Raw genomic sequence first — 17,899 nt, forward strand, 5'->3', positions numbered from 1 at the left:
TCAAAATAAATTTCATAAAAAGAAAATAGAGTGGAGATAATAGAGGATAGACGGCCGTCTATCCTCTCCCATCTCCCAACTCCCAACTTCCCACTTTTCCATTGTTAAAAAAAATGTTTATAATAAAAACCCAATTTTTCTCGTTATACCTTGTATAATCTTACTTTTGATGTACTTTAAATTCCATGCCATGCGAAAAACAGCAGCTTTTTTACTTTTAAATTTATTGGTTTCAGGAGCGACTATAACGGCGCAACAATCTGCTATTTACACCAATCAGCTATCTGAAATGGATAAAGCGATTTCGTTATACCAAGACAAGCAATATTTAGCAGCTCAAATTTTATTTGATAAAGTCCAACAAAACAATAGAGATCAAGAGGTTCAGGCAGATTGTGCTTATTATATTGCCAATTGTGCCATACGATTGAACCAATCGGGAGCCGATAAATTGATGGAAGATTTCGTTGCTAATTATCCTACTAGCACGAAGCAAAATCAGGCTTATGTAGAAGTTGCGACCTATTATTTTGAAAACGGAAACTTCCCTCAAGCCCTACACTATTTTGATAAAGTGGACGAAAGTGCTTTGACCTATGAGGAGTTAGAAAAATATAATTTCCAAAAAGGGTATGCTTATTTTTCTGCAAAAAATAAAAAGGAAGCTACCACTTATTTGAATAAAGTTGCAAATTCTAAAGAATACGGCTCGCAAGCCAAGTATTATTTAGGATTTATGGCTTATGAAGGCGATGATTATAAAGAAGCAACCAAATATTTTGATCAAGTTTCGGGCGAAGAAAAATACAAAGAAAAGCTGTCTTATTTTCAAGCGGATATGAACTTCAAATTGGGGAATTTCCAAAAAGCAATCGATTTAGGTAAAGCTGCCATGGCTAAATCTAACGCAACAGAAAAATCGGAATTGAATAAAATCATTGGCGAAAGTTATTTTAATTTGAAAAAATACGAGGAGGCGCTTCCGTATTTGAAACAATACAATGGCAAAAAAGGGAAATGGAGCAACACCGATTTTTACCAATTGGGATATACCTATTACCAACAAAAAGAGTATGAAAATGCTATTTCACAATTCAATAAAATCATTGATGGTAAAGACTTTGTAGCGCAAAATGCTTATTACCACTTGGGTCAAAGTTATATGAATACGGATAAAAAGCAACAGGCTTTAAATGCTTTTAAAACGGCATCCGAAATGGATTTTGACAAGAAAATTCAAGAAGATGCGCATTTGAATTATGCTAAAATAAGTTATGAAATAGGAAATTCTTACCAATCGGTACCGGATGTTTTGAGTTCGTTTTTAAATAAATATCCCGATTCTCCAAGTAAAAGTGAGATTGAAAGTTTATTGATCAATTCTTACATCACCTCTAAAAATTATAAAGAAGCCTTGATTTTATTGGAGAAAAATAAAAATCCAGAAAACAGATTGGCGTACCAAAAAGTAACTTTTTACCGTGGTTTGGAATTGTTTACCGATGGCAATTACCAAGAAGCCCAAAAGATGTTTGTTACTTCTATTGGAGTTCAAAAAGACGCTAAGTTCTCGGCTCGTGCTACCTTTTGGAAAGCCGAAACCGAATATACTTTAGATAATTTTAAAGATGCTTTGTTGAGTTTTAAACAATTTGAAGGAATGACGGAAGCTAAGAATACACCCGAATTTAAAAACCTAAATTACAATATTGCGTATTGTTATTTCAAACAAAAAGAATACGATCAGTCTGGAAATTATTTCCAAAGTTTTATTGATGGAGCCAAAGAAGATAAAATCCGTTTGAACGATGCGTATTTGCGATTGGGAGATAGCCGTTTTGTGACTTCCAAATACTGGCCTGCAATGGATGCTTACAATAAAGCCATCGAATTGAAAAGTGTGGATGCCGATTATGCTGCATTTCAAAAAGCAATTAGTTACGGATTTGTAAGTAAAAACGATAAGAAAATTGAAGATTTCAATAAATTTTTACAAACATTTAAAACGTCGCAATACCGGGATGATGCTTTGTTTGAGTTGGGAAATACTTACGTTACCGAAAACAAAACCGATTTAGCAATCAAAACCTACGACCAATTATTGAACGAATTTAAAAATGGTTCTTATGCGTCAAAATCTGTTTTGCGAGAAGGATTGATTTATTATAATGCCAATAAAGATGATTTGGCAATTGCTAAATTCAAAAAAGTCGCAGCCGATTATCCTAGAACTCCCGAGGCTTTAGAAGCAGTTTCTACGGCACGATTGATTTATGTAGATAATGGTAAAGTGGATGAATACGCTACTTGGGTTAGAACGTTGGATTTTGTGGAAGTTTCGGATGCCGATTTGGATAACGATACGTATGAAGCTGCCGAAAAACAATATTTGCAAAATAACACCAAACAAGCCATTGCTACTTTGAGTGGTTATGTTGCGAAATTTCCAAAAGGAATTCATGCGTTGAAAGCGAATTTCTATTTGGCGCAATCCTATTATGCAGATGGTTTAGAAGCTAATGCAGTTGCAAATTATGACTATGTGGTAGCACAATCTAAAAGCGAATTTACCGAACAAGCTTTGGCTCGTTTGTGTGAAATTCATTTGAAAAAGAATGATTTTACAAATGCAATTCCGGTATTAAAACGATTGGAAACCGAAGCCGATTTTCCTCAAAATGTAACCTTTGCACAAGCAAATTTAATGCGTGCCTATTACGATCAAAAGGATTATCCGAATGCGGTAATTTATGCAGACAAAGTTTTAACAAATCCTAAAACGGATGACAAAGTTAAGAGTGATGCACAAATTATTGTAGCGCGTTCGGCCATAAAAGCCAATGACGAAGTGAAGGCTAGATTGGCTTATGCAAGTTTGTTGAAAATTGCTAAAGGCGAATTAGCTGCGGAGGCACTCTATTATGATGCTTATTTCAAAAATAAAGATGGAAAATTTGCCGATTCAAACAAAACGGTTCAGAAATTAGCTAAAGATTATTCGGGTTATAAATTTTTTGGAGCAAGAGGTTTAATTGTAATGGCGAAAAACTATTACGGATTAAAAGACAGTTTCCAAGCGACTTCTATTTTAGATAGTGTTATTGAAAATTTCACCGATTTTCCAGAAGTAGTGCAAGAAGCCCAAACCGAATTGGATGCTATAAAATCGGAAGAAAGTAAAACGAATTCGTCTATCATCAATAAATAAAACTTTGTGTAACTCAGTGAAGGCTTTGAGCAACTTTGTGTAATAGATAAAAAAACAAACATGAAAATTAATTTCCAATATAAAATCGCAATAATAGTAGTCCTTTTTGGAACTCAAATCACTATTGCCCAAAAGAAAGACGAGAACATCGGGACCGAAGTAGTGAATGTCGTAAAGGCTTACACGCCTACCATTTCGGATGCTTTTAAAGTGAAGGAAACGCCAACTTTAGACGATGAAGATACTTCGAAAAAAGAAGCAATTCAGTATTCTATTTTTTCCTTTCCGGTGGCATCTACTTTTACTCCTTCCAAAGGGAAAGCAGCAGGAGTTGAAAATGGTGCAAAAGAAAAATTATTTAGTAATTATGCCACTTTAGCAGCTGGAAATTACGGTACCATTAATGCCGAATTGTTTGTTACTCAAACTTTAGAAAATGGCGATTATGTAGGAGCAATGTTGCGCCATCTTTCTTCGCAAGGGGGGATTAAAAATGTGGAATTAGACGATAATTTTTCTAACACAGCAATAGATGCTACTTACGGCAGTAAATCTAAAAAACTCTCTTGGAATGGTGATTTGGGTTACCAACGTCAAACTTATAATTGGTATGGTTTGGATGCTTCTTTGTATGAAAATTTACTCCCATCCGATAAAGATGTATTCCTTAACGGAATTAACCCAAAACAAACCTATCAGAACATTTATTTAGGTGGAAGATTAGCTCTTGGGGAAAGTGTTTTCAAGGATGCAACTATTAAATTCAGTCATTTTTCGGATGCTTTTTCCTCTGCTGAAAATCGGTTTGTTGTTAAACCTTCGTTTCAGTTTGATGTTATGGATGTAAAATTAAAAACCAATTTCGTTTTGGATTACCTTAATGGTAAATTCCAAAAAGATTATTTTGATGCAACAGGATTAAAATATGGCTACACTAATATGGGAATTCAGCCAAGTTTCCAAATTAATAAAGACGATTTTTCGGTGAATGTTGGAGTAGGTATTTTCTATAGTATGGCTACAGCATCTGGAACTTCAGAAGCAAAAAATAAGTTGTTTGTTTATCCAAATATTACTGGTTCCTACAAAGTTGTAGGCGATTTGATGATTGCTTATGCTGGAGCCGAAGGGGAATTGAAACAAAATACCTATCAAGATTTTGCACAAGAAAATTTCTTTGTGTCACCAACTTTAGCAGTAGCGCCAACCGATCAAAAATTTGATATTTATGTTGGATTAAAAGGTAAATTGGCAAACACAATTGGATATAATATTCGTGGATCGGTTAAAAATGAAGACAACAAAGCGTTGTTTAAAAACAATGTTTACGATGTTTTAAATACCAATACTGCTGGTTATACCAACGGAAATTCTTTTGGAGTAGTTTATGATAATGTAAAAACGGTAAGTTTCTTTGGCGAATTGAAAGCCGATTTTTCTAAAAATATTTCGTTTGGAATCAACGGAACGTTTAATAGTTATGCAACCAAAGACCAAAAAGAAGCTTGGAATTTACCCGGAATTAAATTAGGATCTACTATAGATGTTAACGTAACGCCAAAATGGTATGCTGGAGCCAATGTGTTTTTTGTAGGACAACGAAAAGACCAATATACCAACTTAACCTTGACAGAGCCAGTTAAAGACGTAACTCTAGATAGTTATTTCGATTTGAATGCACACGTAGGCTACAAACACAACGAACGATTGACTTTTTTCTTAAAAGGAAACAACTTGGCCAACCAAAACTACCAACGTTGGTTGAATTACCCAGTTCAAGGAATTCAGGTATTGGTGGGTGCTAATTATAAATTTGACTTTTAATTAATGCCACAAAGACACTAAGGCACAAAGTAAATTAATAGTATCTTTGTGCCTTTATTTTATAAATTATTTTGCGCCTTCGCAGCAAATAAACATGAAACAACAAGTTTTACAACGTTACCATCAAATTCTCCAAGATAGAATCGATATATTTCGCGATATGATTTCTGGTTTGACTGAAGATGCGCAAAACGATGCCAAAGGTTCGGCTGGAGACAAACACGAAACGGCTCTCTCTATGATGCATCTGGAACAGGAAAAACTCAATTATAAATTGCAAGAAATTTTGGCTCAAAAAGCCATTTTAGATAAAATTGACGCCACTGCCAAACATACCAAAATTGCCTTAGGAAGTTTGGTTCAAGCCAATGGTATGCTGCTTTTTATAAGTGCAGCTTTGCCAAAAATTACCATTGAAAACACTACTGTTATTGCCGTTTCTCCGCAATCCCCATTAGGAAGTAAACTGATGGGAAATGCAGTAGGTTTTACTTTTGAAATAAATTCTTCTGAATATGAAATTGTAACAATTTTTTAATAAATTTGTAAACTTTTTCGTATTAATTCATTTTTGGAACAGTTATTGTTTTACAGAAAATAATTTTACTTTCAAAAGTAAAGATCCTCAAAATCTACACATATTTTCATGACCTATGTTTCCTGTAGTTTGTCTTCTCAAACTTGGAAATAAGCTATTTCATTGGCTTTAAAAAGCAATTTTAAATAGTTACATATGAAAATGAATTTTATTTATTTGGCGATTTTCAGTGCAATTAGTTGTACTACTCCCAAGCAAGCATTTATTGAAAACACCAATTCATCAAAAGTTATGGATAGTAATCCATTGCAAGGAACTTGGACATTAAAATATGTATTAATGGGAGATGCTATGGATGCCCCGTGCGGATTTAGCAATGAAGGAAAGGTTAAAGAAATGACTGTGAACTTTACTTCCCAAAAGTTTGATAGTGGCAGCAAAAAGAAATTGCATGGTCAAGCTTCAGTTAATAGCTTTATGGGGTCTTATACTATTCTATCGTACGACGAAAAAACACAGTCCGGAAAACTAAAATTAGATCCAATTGCCTCGACTAAAATGGCTTCGGAAAATCCAAATTTTATGGAATGTGAAAATCGGTTTCTTTCTTATTTAGAAAAATCGGAAGACTTTAAAATAGAAGGAGGGAAGTTGCAATTAAGCAAGACCGTCTCTATTGCGAAAGAGAATTCTGGAAGCGCTCCATTTGGCGAAAGCTATAAAAGTGTTCTTTATTTGGAAAAAAAATAAGATTTAAGCTTTCTGTTTTCTAATAATTAAATACGAAACTATATGTAAAATTGGATTGAAAAATCTGATTTTAGAGAATAATTTGCAGTTCCACTGTTATAAATTTTAAAACAATATTGTGCACAAATGTTATTTTATTATTGTTTGGTTGCAAGTTAAGTCTTAAGAATCCGAAAGAGGACTATAAATAAACAAGTAGGAATTATTAATTAATTTAAATAATATTAAAATGAAAAAGAATTTTTTTTTAATGGCTGTTACAAGCCTATTTTGCACGAGTATCCTTTTTACAAGTTGTAATAAAGACGACGATCCCATTACGGATACTAATACAGATCCTAATTCCAATTTAACATTGAATATTTCAGGACTTAAAGATTTAGGACCTAATTTTCGTTATCAAGGTTGGATTTTAGTTAAATATGATGTTCCAATTTCTGCGGGTAGTTTTACTGTTAATGCTTCCGGAGTTATGTCACAAACTTCATTTCCAATGCTTAAAAGCAATTTGGCTGAAGCGAAGAGGTTTATAATAACTATTGAACCATTTCCGGATACAAATACAGCTTCTTCCAATACAATTATTATGACTGGTGATTTTTTAAATAATTCTGCTGCATTAACTTTTAGAAGTGGCGAATATATTAAAGATGGTTCTTATCTAGGCGGATTTGTAGGAACTGCAGGTGTTACCTATCAAAGTTCAGCAGGTGATTATAAATTAGCAACAAGAACTGATGGGCCAAATACAAATGAAAAAAGCGGTATTTGGTTTGCTAGTAATTTAGGTACACCTTTTCCAAATTTGAGTTTTTCATCTGGAGGATTGCGTTTACCACAAATAACAGTTTATAATGAAACAATTGGATGGAAATACGAAAGCTGGATAGAAATAAATGGTAAATTATTGAGTTTAGGAAAGTTTGACGGAAATATACTTACAGATGTTGGTGGCATAAGTGGAAGTGATAATTTTAGTGGATTTAGTGGGACTCAATGGGCACCAAAAGTACCTGGCGAAGATTTTTTATTGAATGCTCCCACAGGTCTGACTTTTCCTTTAGATTTATCTGGTGCAAAAGTTTATATAACCTCAGAACCAAACCCAGATACTAGTCCGGATCCATTTTTTGTTAAAATTTTGTCGGCTACCATACCAACTAATGCAGTTGCTGAAACAGTATATTCTATGACTAACATTTTTAATACGAATGCACCAACAGGAACTGCTGTAAAATAATAATTTGGAACTGCTGTTTCAAATTACTTCGGAAATAATTAGAAACTACAAAGAGTAAGTTTAAATTAATATCCATCAAATATCAATTTAAAACTACTAACCTCAGTTTTTAAATTATTACTTTAATATTTACTTTAAATAACCAATATTAGTTACAATATGTAATTAATATTGGTTTTTTAGTTTTAATATTAGAAGTTAATAATCAATTTTGCTTCATCAAATAAATAACAATAATACGAAAAGATTATGTGCGGATTTTTAGCAATTATAGGAAAAGGAAAAGACGAACTAGTAGTTAAAGAATTATCTAAAAGAATGGCACATCGTGGCCCAGATGAAAGCGATTTACATGTAACACCTGGTGGACATATATTATGTCACGAACGATTGTCAATAATAGATTTGCATTCTGGTAAACAACCTATTCAAGGATGTGATTCGGCTTGGATGGTACACAATGGCGAAATCTATAACCACCAAGAATTGCGCGATGGATTATTAAAAGACCATACTTTTCGCTCTAAATCCGATTCGGAAGTAATTGTGCATTTGTATGAAAAATTTGAATACAATTTTCTACATTTATTAGATGGCGATTTTGCTTTTGTGGTGGTAGATGGTGATGATTTTATAGCCGGTCGTGATCCTCTTGGTGTTAAACCATTGTATTATGGTATGGACGATAGAGGTAGAATGTATTTTGCTTCCGAAATGAAACCCATAGCCGATCAATGTGTAACTTTTTCTACCTTCCCTCCAGGACATTATTATACTCCAGAAACAGGTTTTGTTAAATACTACAAACCTGAATATGAAGATTATACCAAAGCAAATCACCAATTAGATTTGGTTGCCATTAGAGAATCCTTAACCGAAGCTACCCGCAAACGATTAATGAGCGATGTGCCTATTGGAGTATTGCTTTCTGGCGGATTAGACTCTTCATTAACCTCTTCTATAGCCGCTCGTTTATTGAAAGAACAAGGCAAAGAATTGCATTCGTTTTCTATAGGTTTGGATGCGGATGCTCCCGATGCAAAAGCAGCTCGAAAAGTAGCTGAATTTCTGGGAACCAAACACCACGAGGTACATTTTACAATTGAACAAGGAATTGAAATCTTGGATAAATTAATTTGGCATCTGGAAACCTATGATGTAACTTCAATAAGAGCAAGTACACCAATGTATTTCCTATCAAAAGCTATTACCGATTTAGGAATTAAAGTAGTACTTTCTGGAGAAGGTGCCGACGAAATTTTTGGTGGATATTTGTATTTTAGAAATGCCCCTTCTACCGAAGATTTCCAAAAAGAAACGATAGAAAGAGTGCAAAAATTATTCACTGCCGATTTACTTCGTGCCGATAAATCTACTATGGCTCACGGACTAGAAGCTCGTGTTCCTTTTTTAGATAAAGATTTTCTTAATGTTGCTATGCTAATCAAAGGCGAAGAAAAACAACCCAAGACCTACGATGGAAAAGAAAAATATATATTAAGAAAAGCATTCGATACTCCAGACAATCCCTATTTGCCAGATGAAGTTTTATGGCGTCAAAAAGAGCAATTTTCGGATGGTGTTGGATACAACTGGATAGATCAATTAATAGAATACTGCGCTTCTAAGGTAACGGATGACGAGCTAGAACATGCCTCAAATCTTTTTGCTTATAATACTCCAACTACCAAGGAAGCGTATTTTTATAGAACTATTTTTCATAAATACTATCCACAACTTAGCGCGGCACAAACCGTTAGAAAATGGATACCAAAATGGCAAGAAAATCAAGATCCTAGTGGAAGAGCAAATGCGGCACACGTTCAAGCGGATACCGAAATTGCTAAAACCACTATTACAGCATAATCGTGAGATTATATTAAGTTTAGTTTGTTTGTAAAAAAAACACTTATCGCGAGATAAGTGTTTTTTGTTTTTTTATAGAATAGAAATATTAGATTTTCTTCATTTGATCTTTCATCAATTTGATTTGATCTTTCAGCATTCCTTGTTTATCTAGTTTTTTCACTTCACTTATTAAGTTAGTTGCTTCTAATTTTCGTCTTCTAGACATAGCAACACCAGCAAGATTTAATTTAGCAACCGCCAAATCCATATCCATATTCAATCCTAATTCAATTGCTTTCTTGAAATACTTTTCGGCTTGAATTAAATTCGTTTGCGAAAGCATTAACCCTTGAAGATAGTTATAATATCCTTGTTGTTTTTGCACCAAAGCGGTTTCTGGATTCTTGATTTTACTTAGCCATTTTTTTGCTCCTTCAAAATTTTGCTTGCGTAATTGAAGAAAAGCCAATAAAATAAATTCATTTTTGTAATAAAGAAAAACAGGAACTACAGATAAAAAGATAAGAAAAATTCCATTTCCAATGTTGCTTTCTGTGAACTGCCATACTGCTGTTGCTACAATTAGCGCTGCAAGTATTAGTTTGATATTTTTATGAAACATAATTAATTTAATTTAGGTTACAAAGGTAATAAAAGGTTTTTAAAATATTTTTAAAAAACTACTTGCAAGTAATAAAAACCTTTGTATATTTGCACTCGGTTTTAAAAGAGCCTACCAAATAGATTAATACACGATTTAAAGATAAAAAGCAATGAGCAAAAGAACGTTTCAACCATCGAAAAGAAAAAGAAGAAATAAACACGGATTTATGGACAGAATGGCTTCTCCAAATGGAAGAAAAGTCCTTGCTCGTCGTAGAGCTAAAGGAAGACATAAATTGACTGTATCTTGCGAACCAAGACACAAAAAATAATGATTAGTTTCTAATCCATATCAAGCCGTTACTATTTTTTAGTAGCGGCTTTTTTTTAAACTTGTTTATAAAAATTAATAAGTTTTAGGAGCTATTTCCCGCTATTCGTTTCAAATAAAATTCATCGAATACCTATAATTTTTTTTTAATGAGTTAATCTTTTTGATTTTAAAGAAAATTAAAAAGGATTTTTAGTGCTATCTGGGCTAAGCTCAATTGTAAAAGTTTATACTAAATTAAAAAATGATTTTTATTTGAAATCTTTTAGCTTTTAAAAAAAGTGTAACTTTGTATAAATAATGAAATTATGGAAACTAAGATAAAAATAAAAAAAACTTCAGATGAAGTAATAAAATATTTAATTGAAGTTAAAAAAGAAGCTCAAGAAGAAACAAAAAATTACATTAAATCAATTGCCTTTCAAGAAGATTTAAAAAAGTTAAGAATACTTAAAAATACTCAAAAATAATGACACCTTATTTATTTAGTAATTTAAATGATTCTTCTAATTCATATCTTTTTGAAACTGACTCGGAGATAACTTATCAAATAAAGTTTAAACCAACACCCTATTTGTTTGGGGATGATATTATTGATGTTTCAGAATATATTTTTGAATTTTTAATAGATGTGGTAAATAATCCAAATTCAAAATTACCACCAAATGATAAAAAAGTTGGAGCCACTGTCGTGGCTATTTTTATAGATTTTTATGCTAAAATAGGAAATGCAGTTTCCATTTATATTTGCGAATCCTCAGATGGAAAAGAATTTATTAGAAAAAGAAAATTTGATCAATGGTTTGCACAATTTAATGATAATACTTTTGTTAAAATAGATGAAATGATTGTCGATAGCAATAAGAAATTATTTCCAATATCATTAATTATAAGTAAATTAAACCCTAAAAGAGCAATGATTATTGATGCTTTTATTGAAATTGCAACAATTAACAGTAAATAATTATATGTATTATTTCAAAAACAACTAACTACAAACTAACTACAATGCCAAAAGACAATTCCATAAAATCAGTTTTAATTATAGGTTCAGGCCCGATTGTAATCGGTCAAGCATGCGAATTTGACTATGCAGGTTCCCAATCGGCACGTTCCATCCGCGAAGAAGGAATTGAAGTAATTCTTATCAATTCCAACCCAGCAACCATCATGACCGACCCAACTATGGCCGATCATGTGTATTTATTGCCACTTACCACCAAGTCTTTAATCCAAATCCTAAAAGAACATCCGCAAATTGATGCAGTACTTCCAACCATGGGAGGGCAAACTGCTTTGAATCTTTGTTTAGAAGCAGATGAAAAAGGAATTTGGGAAGATTTCGGAGTAAAATTAATCGGAGTTGATGTAAATGCTATCAACATTACCGAAGACAGAGAACAATTCAAACAATTATTAGCGCGCATTAATGTTCCTACAGCGCCCGCCAAAACTGCAACCTCTTTTTTGAAAGGAAAAGAAATCGCACAAGAATTTGGCTTTCCTTTAGTAATTCGTCCATCGTTTACTTTAGGAGGAACAGGAGCAGCATTTGTTCATACCAAAGAAGAATTTGACGAAAAACTAACCTACGGATTGGAAATGTCTCCTATTCACGAAGTCTTAATTGATAAGGCTTTACTAGGTTGGAAAGAATACGAACTAGAACTTTTACGCGATAAAAATGATAATGTGGTTATCATTTGTTCCATAGAAAATATGGACCCAATGGGAATTCACACTGGAGATTCCATTACGGTGGCACCAGCAATGACTTTATCGGATACTACGTTTCAAAGAATGCGCGATTACGCTATTTTGATGATGCGTTCTATCGGGAATTTTGCCGGTGGTTGCAACGTGCAATTTGCCGTTTCACCTGATGAAAAAGAAGATATTGTCGCTATCGAAATCAATCCACGTGTTTCGCGTTCTTCTGCTTTGGCATCCAAAGCAACGGGTTATCCTATTGCGAAAATTGCTTCTAAATTGGCTTTAGGGTATAACTTAGACGAATTGCAAAACCAAATTACTAAATCAACTTCGGCTTTATTCGAACCAACTTTAGATTATGTTATCGTAAAAATCCCACGTTGGAACTTCGATAAATTTGAAGGCGCCGATAGAACCTTAGGACTTCAAATGAAATCGGTAGGTGAAGTGATGGGAATTGGACGTTCGTTTCAAGAAGCGCTTCATAAGGCTACCCAGTCGCTTGAAATTAAACGCAACGGACTAGGAGCAGACGGGAAAGGCTATAAAAACTACGAACAAATTATTGAGAAACTAACTTTTGCAAGTTGGGATCGTGTTTTTGTGATTTATGATGCTATCGCAATGGGAATTCCATTAAGTAGAATTCATGAAATCACCAAAATTGATATGTGGTTTCTGAAACAATACGAAGAATTATATTCGTTAGAAAGAGAAATTTCGACCTACAAATTAGATACTTTACCAAAAGAATTATTATTAGAAGCCAAGCAAAAAGGCTATGGCGACCGTCAAATTGCACACATGTTGGGCTGTTTGGAAAGTCAGGTTTATAAATTGAGGGATGATAAAAATATTAAACGAGTTTATAAATTGGTGGATACTTGTGCTGCCGAATTTAAAGCGCAAACCCCTTACTATTATTCCACTTTTGAAGCAGAAATTGAAACACCAACAGGAGAACGATACGTGCATAACGAAAGTATTGTAACTAATAAAAAGAAAGTAGTTGTTCTTGGTTCGGGTCCAAATAGAATTGGGCAAGGAATTGAATTTGATTATTCTTGTGTGCATGGTGTTTTAGCTGCCAAAGAATGTGGCTACGAAACCATCATGATTAATTGCAATCCCGAAACGGTTTCAACCGATTTTGATACGGCCGATAAATTATATTTTGAACCCGTATTTTGGGAGCATATTTACGACATCATCCAACACGAAAAACCAGAAGGCGTAATCGTGCAATTGGGTGGACAAACGGCTTTAAAATTAGCCGAAAAATTATCCAAATACGGAATAAAAATTCTCGGAACTTCGTTTGATGCTTTAGATTTAGCTGAAGATAGAGGTCGTTTTTCAGAATTGTTAACCGATTTAAAAATTCCATTTCCACAATTCGGAATTGCTGAAAACGCCGATGAAGCCTCTGCTTTGGCAGATGTTTTAGATTTTCCTCTATTGGTTCGACCTTCGTATGTTTTGGGTGGACAAGGAATGAAAATTGTCATCAACAAGCAAGAATTAGAAGAACATGTTATCGATTTATTGAAAAGTATTCCTGGAAATAAATTGTTGTTAGATCATTATTTGGATGGCGCTATTGAAGCTGAAGCAGATGCAATTTGCGATGGTGAAAATGTGTACATCATCGGAATCATGGAACACATTGAGCCTTGCGGAATTCACTCTGGAGATTCTAATGCAACCCTACCTCCTTTTAATTTAGGGGAACTTGTAATGCAACAAATTAAAGACCATACTCATAAAATTGCTTTAGCCTTGCAAACGGTTGGGTTAATCAACATTCAATTTGCCATAAAAGATGAGGTTGTTTATATTATTGAAGCCAATCCACGCGCTTCAAGAACGGTTCCGTTTATTGCAAAAGCCTATGGCGAACCTTATGTGAATTATGCAACCAAAGTAATGCTTGGAGAAAATAAAGTTACCGATTTTAAATTCAATCCGCAGTTAAAAGGATATGCTATTAAGCAACCGGTTTTTTCTTTTAGTAAATTTAAAGATGTGAATAAAGCCCTAGGACCAGAAATGAAATCTACCGGAGAAAGCATCCTGTTTATTGACGATTTAAAAGACGACCAGTTTTATGAATTGTACTCACGAAGAAAAATGTATTTGAGTAAATAACAACAAAATCCCGATGTAAGTCGGGATTTTTTGATTTAAAACTATTTTGTAAACTATTTTGTAAACTATTTTATTTTCTTGATCATTTCATTAAGTTTTGCAGCATCTAGATTAGCCATTTCTTTAGCAACTAGAATTCCTTTGGAGTTATAAAAATAGGTAGTAGGTCTTGCGTTAATTCCATAACTTGACAAATCTTTACTGCTTTTTAAATATGTAAAAGTATAAGGATTAGATTGCGAAAATTTTGTAATTTTCTCTATTGGTTCATCCGAAATCATAATGAAATTAACCTCCTCACCATAGTGTTGCTTGGTTTTTTCAAAATCAGGGAATTCCCCTCTACAAGGCGCACACCATGTTGCCCAATAATTAACCACAAGTGGTTTGCCAATATAATTTTCTAAATTAACTTTATTTCCTTTTAAGTCTTGCGTTTCCACTTGACTTAGCGAAAGGTCAGGTTGGGTTAGAAAATTAAAATAAAGTATAACAGCGGTGATAATAAATGCCACAATACCTGTTAGATAGCCTGTCCAAAAAGATTTTTTTTCCATTTTTTTAGTGCATTGAAAGTTTACCAAATACTACAATTACAATTAAGGTTACAATTAATAAACTTATAAAGCCAGAAATTAAACCTACAAAAAAACTCACATTTTTTTTCATATTATTATTTTTATATGTTATTAAACGTTAGACGATTACTATTTTATTTTGTTACATTAATTTCATTTTTTTAACGTTCTAAGACTTTAAGCAAATTGATTTAAATATAAAAAAATAGAAAATTAATTATTTTAAAATCAATTGTTTGTAAATAATATTTTTCGTAACTTTAAGTAAGCAATAAGTTAGTTAGCTTATTAGCCCCCAATCTTTAGCATCACTAACTTATTTTAAATTAAGTACTAATTTAAAAAATAATTACAGTTAGGACAATTTTTTAATTCTCGCTTTAGTAGTGCAGTAGTATCTATTTGGAAATCTGCATTGCAATAGCATAAAATTGTTTCCTAACAATTATTGAAGTTAAGTTTTGAAAAGATGAAAACAAATGAAATAACTATTCCTCTTGAGGATATTACGGTAAAAGGAATTTTGAATATTCCACCCGATTCACGTGCACTTATTATTTTTTCTCATGGCTGTGGTAGTAGCCGCTTTAGCAGAAGAAATAACTATGTGGCAGAATTACTCAACAAAAGTAAAATGGCAACTTTACTAACTGATTTACTTACGGTAGAAGAGGATCAGATTTATGAAAATCGTTTTGACCTTGAATTGCTATCCCAACGACTTATTTCAGTAACCAATTATGTAACCAAGTTACCAAATTTACAAAATCTTCCTATTGGATATTTTGGAGCAAGCACAGGTGCTGCGTCTGCATTTATTGCTTCAATACGTTTAAAAAATAAAATTAAATCAATCGTTTCCCGTGGCGGACGTCCCGATCTTGCCGATCCATATTTACAATTTGTTTCGGCTCCAACATTATTAATAGTTGGTAGTCTGGACTCAGCAGTTATGCCCTTAAACGAGAGAGCTTTCCGGCAATTACGCTGTACCAAAGAACTCGATATTGTAAATGGTGCAACCCATCTATTTGAAGAACCTCGAAAATTAGAAGAAGTTTCAGAATTGGCTGCCAAATGGTTTACCAAATACATGATTACTAATCTTAAAAAAGAAAAACATGCTTTATAAAGATCGAAAAGATGCCGCTCTAAAATTGATTCCCTTGTTGGAAAAATATAAAAAAGAAGATTGTATTGTGCTTGCTGTACCTAGGGGAGGTGTGCCCATTGGATATTATATTGCTAACAAATATGATTTTCCATTGGAGTTATTACTTACTAAAAAAATAGGACATCCACTGAATAGTGAAGTTGCCATTGGAGCAGTAAGTCTTGAAGATTCTATTGTAGATTATTATCCTAATATCCCTCAAAAATATATCGATACCGAAATACAACGCCTTAGAAAATATTTAAAAGAAAAGCATAAAAAATTTATGGGTGACCGTAAGACAATTAATTTAAAAGGGAAAACAGCAATTATCGTAGATGACGGTATTGCCACAGGAAACACATTATTACTTGCAATTCAAATGATTCGTAAAAAAAATCCCAACAAGATTGTTGTTGCTGTACCCGTTGCTCCTGAAGATGTTGCAAAAAGAATTTCTAAGGAAGTAGAGGAGTTAATATGCCCTTTAATTACTAATGATTTTAATGGTGTTGGAAGTTTTTATGCAGATTTTTCAGAAGTTACAGATGAAGAAGTTATTAATTATTGGAATCGAATTTCAACTTCCAGTAATAAAGTAAATTCATCAAGTACCGCTTCATTAAAAAATATAAATCATCCTACTCTAGATACTGTTGATTTAAGGAAATTAATTACCAATAATTCGATACTATTAAAAAATGAAAAATCCCTACTGGAATTAGTAGATAAAATTGGTGATGCTAAATACGTTTTACTAGGAGAAGCCTCTCATGGTACACACGAATATTATACTTGGCGTACTCAAATTAGTAAAATGTTAATTGAAAAAAAAGGCTTTTCTTTTATTGCTGTTGAGGGCGATTGGCCCGATTGCTACCGCTTAAATCGATATATAAAAAACTATGAAGATTCCGGTAAAACTGCTTATGAGGTACTTCATTCCTTCAATAGATGGCCTACTTGGATGTGGGCCAATTGGGAAACAGTTGCTCTTGCGGAATGGCTTCGAGAGCATAACGATAAGATGTTGGATACATCCAATAAAATAGGGTTTTACGGCTTAGATGTTTACAGCCTTTGGGAATCTTTTGATTCGATTATCCAATATCTAGATAGAAAGGATCCAGTAACAAAAAAAACTGCAATAAATGCTTTGAATTGTTTTGAACCTTACAAAGAGGGAGAAGGCAGTCAATATGCTAAAGCTTCGCGAATGGTTCCAGATTTATGTGAAACAGAAGTTGTAGATCTATTAACTAAGATTAGAAGAAATATGCCTATTTATAATACCGATAAGGAGGCTGTATTGAACGTTGGGCAAAATGCGCAAGTAATTGTAAATGCAGAACGTTATTATAGAACTATGATTAATGCAGGACCCGATTCTTGGAATATTCGTGATTTACACATGGTGCAAACCCTAGACACTTTAATGGATTTTCATGGGCCAAATTCCAAAGGAATTATTTGGGAACACAATACCCATATTGGAGATGCGCGCGCAACCGACATGGCTAAAGAAGGGATAATTAACGTTGGTCAAGTGGTGAGACAAAACAACAAAGAGGAAGATGTTTATACAATAGGATTTGGTTCTTATCAAGGAAATGTAACTGCAGGTCGTTCTTGGAATGATGTAATACAAACGATGAAAGTTCCCGAAGCTGAAAAAGGCAGTTGGGAATACGAATTACACCAATTAAATGCTAAAGATAGAGTTATTTTTATGACCGATGAAATGAAGCAAAAACTCGGGAAAAAATATTTTGGTCATAGAGCTATTGGTGTTGTTTATCGCCCTAAATACGAGTGTTTCGGAAACTACGTGCCAAGTATAATGCCCAATCGGTATGATGCTTTTATGTATTTGGACACCACTTCGGCACTTCATCCATTGCACATAAAACCAGACGGACATCAATTGCCAGAAACCTATCCTTTTGGGGTTTAAAGTTTAAAACT

General features: G+C 33.4%; 14 protein-coding genes. 12 read left to right on the forward strand and 2 right to left on the reverse strand.

Translation table 11 applies throughout. From position 1 onward, the window contains the following. Positions 1-190 precede the first annotated feature (190 nt). The 6 genes from ACIQ2J_RS07250 to asnB all read left to right on the forward strand — a co-directional run bounded on the left by ACIQ2J_RS07250 (position 191) and on the right by asnB (position 9,426). Positions 191-3,208, forward strand: coding sequence for a tetratricopeptide repeat protein (locus ACIQ2J_RS07250; protein ID WP_396168031.1), 3,018 nt, complete (start codon positions 191-193; stop codon positions 3,206-3,208). Positions 3,209-3,268: 60 nt separating this feature from the next. Beyond that, positions 3,269-5,032 carry a TonB-dependent receptor gene (locus tag ACIQ2J_RS07255; protein ID WP_396168033.1) on the forward strand — a complete coding sequence of 588 codons (1,764 nt, stop codon included), beginning with the start codon at positions 3,269-3,271 and terminating at the stop codon, positions 5,030-5,032. A gap of 88 nt (positions 5,033-5,120) precedes the next feature. Then, on the forward strand, positions 5,121-5,570 hold the full coding sequence (locus tag ACIQ2J_RS07260) for a hypothetical protein (protein WP_396168208.1): 450 nt from the start codon (positions 5,121-5,123) through the stop codon (positions 5,568-5,570). A gap of 195 nt (positions 5,571-5,765) precedes the next feature. Beyond that, positions 5,766-6,320, forward strand: a complete 555-nt coding sequence (locus ACIQ2J_RS07265; RefSeq protein ID WP_396168035.1) for an META domain-containing protein — start codon at positions 5,766-5,768, stop codon at positions 6,318-6,320. Between the two features lie 229 nt (positions 6,321-6,549). Further along, entirely contained in the window at positions 6,550-7,560 is a 1,011-nt protein-coding gene (locus ACIQ2J_RS07270) for a hypothetical protein (protein WP_396168037.1), read from the forward strand. 249 nt (positions 7,561-7,809) lie between these two features. Beyond that, a complete protein-coding gene (asnB, locus tag ACIQ2J_RS07275; protein ID WP_396168039.1) occupies positions 7,810-9,426 on the forward strand; it encodes an asparagine synthase B in 1,617 nt (538 codons plus the stop codon). Positions 9,427-9,514: 88 nt separating this feature from the next. On the opposite strand, the gene ACIQ2J_RS07280 is transcribed toward asnB, so the two are convergent. Beyond that, complete coding sequence (locus tag ACIQ2J_RS07280; RefSeq protein ID WP_396168041.1) at positions 9,515-10,030, reverse strand: DUF2892 domain-containing protein; 516 nt, start codon at positions 10,028-10,030, stop codon at positions 9,515-9,517. A 151-nt stretch (positions 10,031-10,181) separates the two neighbouring features. Here ACIQ2J_RS07280 and rpmH point away from each other — a divergent pair, with 151 nt between their 5' ends. From rpmH to carB, 4 genes are all read left to right on the forward strand, one after another. Beyond that, positions 10,182-10,343 (forward strand): 50S ribosomal protein L34, encoded by a 162-nt coding sequence (gene rpmH, locus ACIQ2J_RS07285; protein ID WP_248902334.1) that lies wholly within the window; start codon positions 10,182-10,184, stop codon positions 10,341-10,343. A 307-nt stretch (positions 10,344-10,650) separates the two neighbouring features. Further along, positions 10,651-10,812 (forward strand): hypothetical protein, encoded by a 162-nt coding sequence (locus ACIQ2J_RS07290; RefSeq protein ID WP_396168044.1) that lies wholly within the window; start codon positions 10,651-10,653, stop codon positions 10,810-10,812. Next, positions 10,812-11,306, forward strand: coding sequence for a DUF6169 family protein (locus ACIQ2J_RS07295; RefSeq protein WP_396168047.1), 495 nt, complete (start codon positions 10,812-10,814; stop codon positions 11,304-11,306). The genes ACIQ2J_RS07290 and ACIQ2J_RS07295 overlap by 1 nt, the downstream gene beginning before the upstream one ends. Positions 11,307-11,350: 44 nt before the next feature. Then, positions 11,351-14,203, forward strand: coding sequence for a carbamoyl-phosphate synthase large subunit (gene carB, locus ACIQ2J_RS07300; RefSeq protein WP_396168050.1), 2,853 nt, complete (start codon positions 11,351-11,353; stop codon positions 14,201-14,203). Positions 14,204-14,268: 65 nt separating this feature from the next. Here carB and ACIQ2J_RS07305 read toward each other — a convergent pair whose 3' ends face one another. Next, positions 14,269-14,760, reverse strand: a complete 492-nt coding sequence (locus ACIQ2J_RS07305) for a TlpA family protein disulfide reductase (RefSeq protein ID WP_396168052.1) — start codon at positions 14,758-14,760, stop codon at positions 14,269-14,271. Between the two features lie 490 nt (positions 14,761-15,250). Here ACIQ2J_RS07305 and ACIQ2J_RS07310 point away from each other — a divergent pair, with 490 nt between their 5' ends. Together ACIQ2J_RS07310 and ACIQ2J_RS07315 are read left to right on the forward strand one after the other, a co-directional pair. Then, a complete protein-coding gene (locus ACIQ2J_RS07310; RefSeq protein ID WP_396168054.1) occupies positions 15,251-15,913 on the forward strand; it encodes an alpha/beta hydrolase in 663 nt (220 codons plus the stop codon). Continuing rightward, positions 15,903-17,888, forward strand: coding sequence for an erythromycin esterase family protein (locus ACIQ2J_RS07315; protein ID WP_396168056.1), 1,986 nt, complete (start codon positions 15,903-15,905; stop codon positions 17,886-17,888). Before ACIQ2J_RS07310 ends, ACIQ2J_RS07315 begins: the two co-directional genes overlap by 11 nt. The last annotated feature ends 11 nt before the right edge of the window (positions 17,889-17,899 follow it).

The sequence above is a fragment of the Flavobacterium sp. genome (genome assembly GCF_044357305.1).
In the GTDB taxonomy this organism is placed as follows: domain Bacteria; phylum Bacteroidota; class Bacteroidia; order Flavobacteriales; family Flavobacteriaceae; genus Flavobacterium.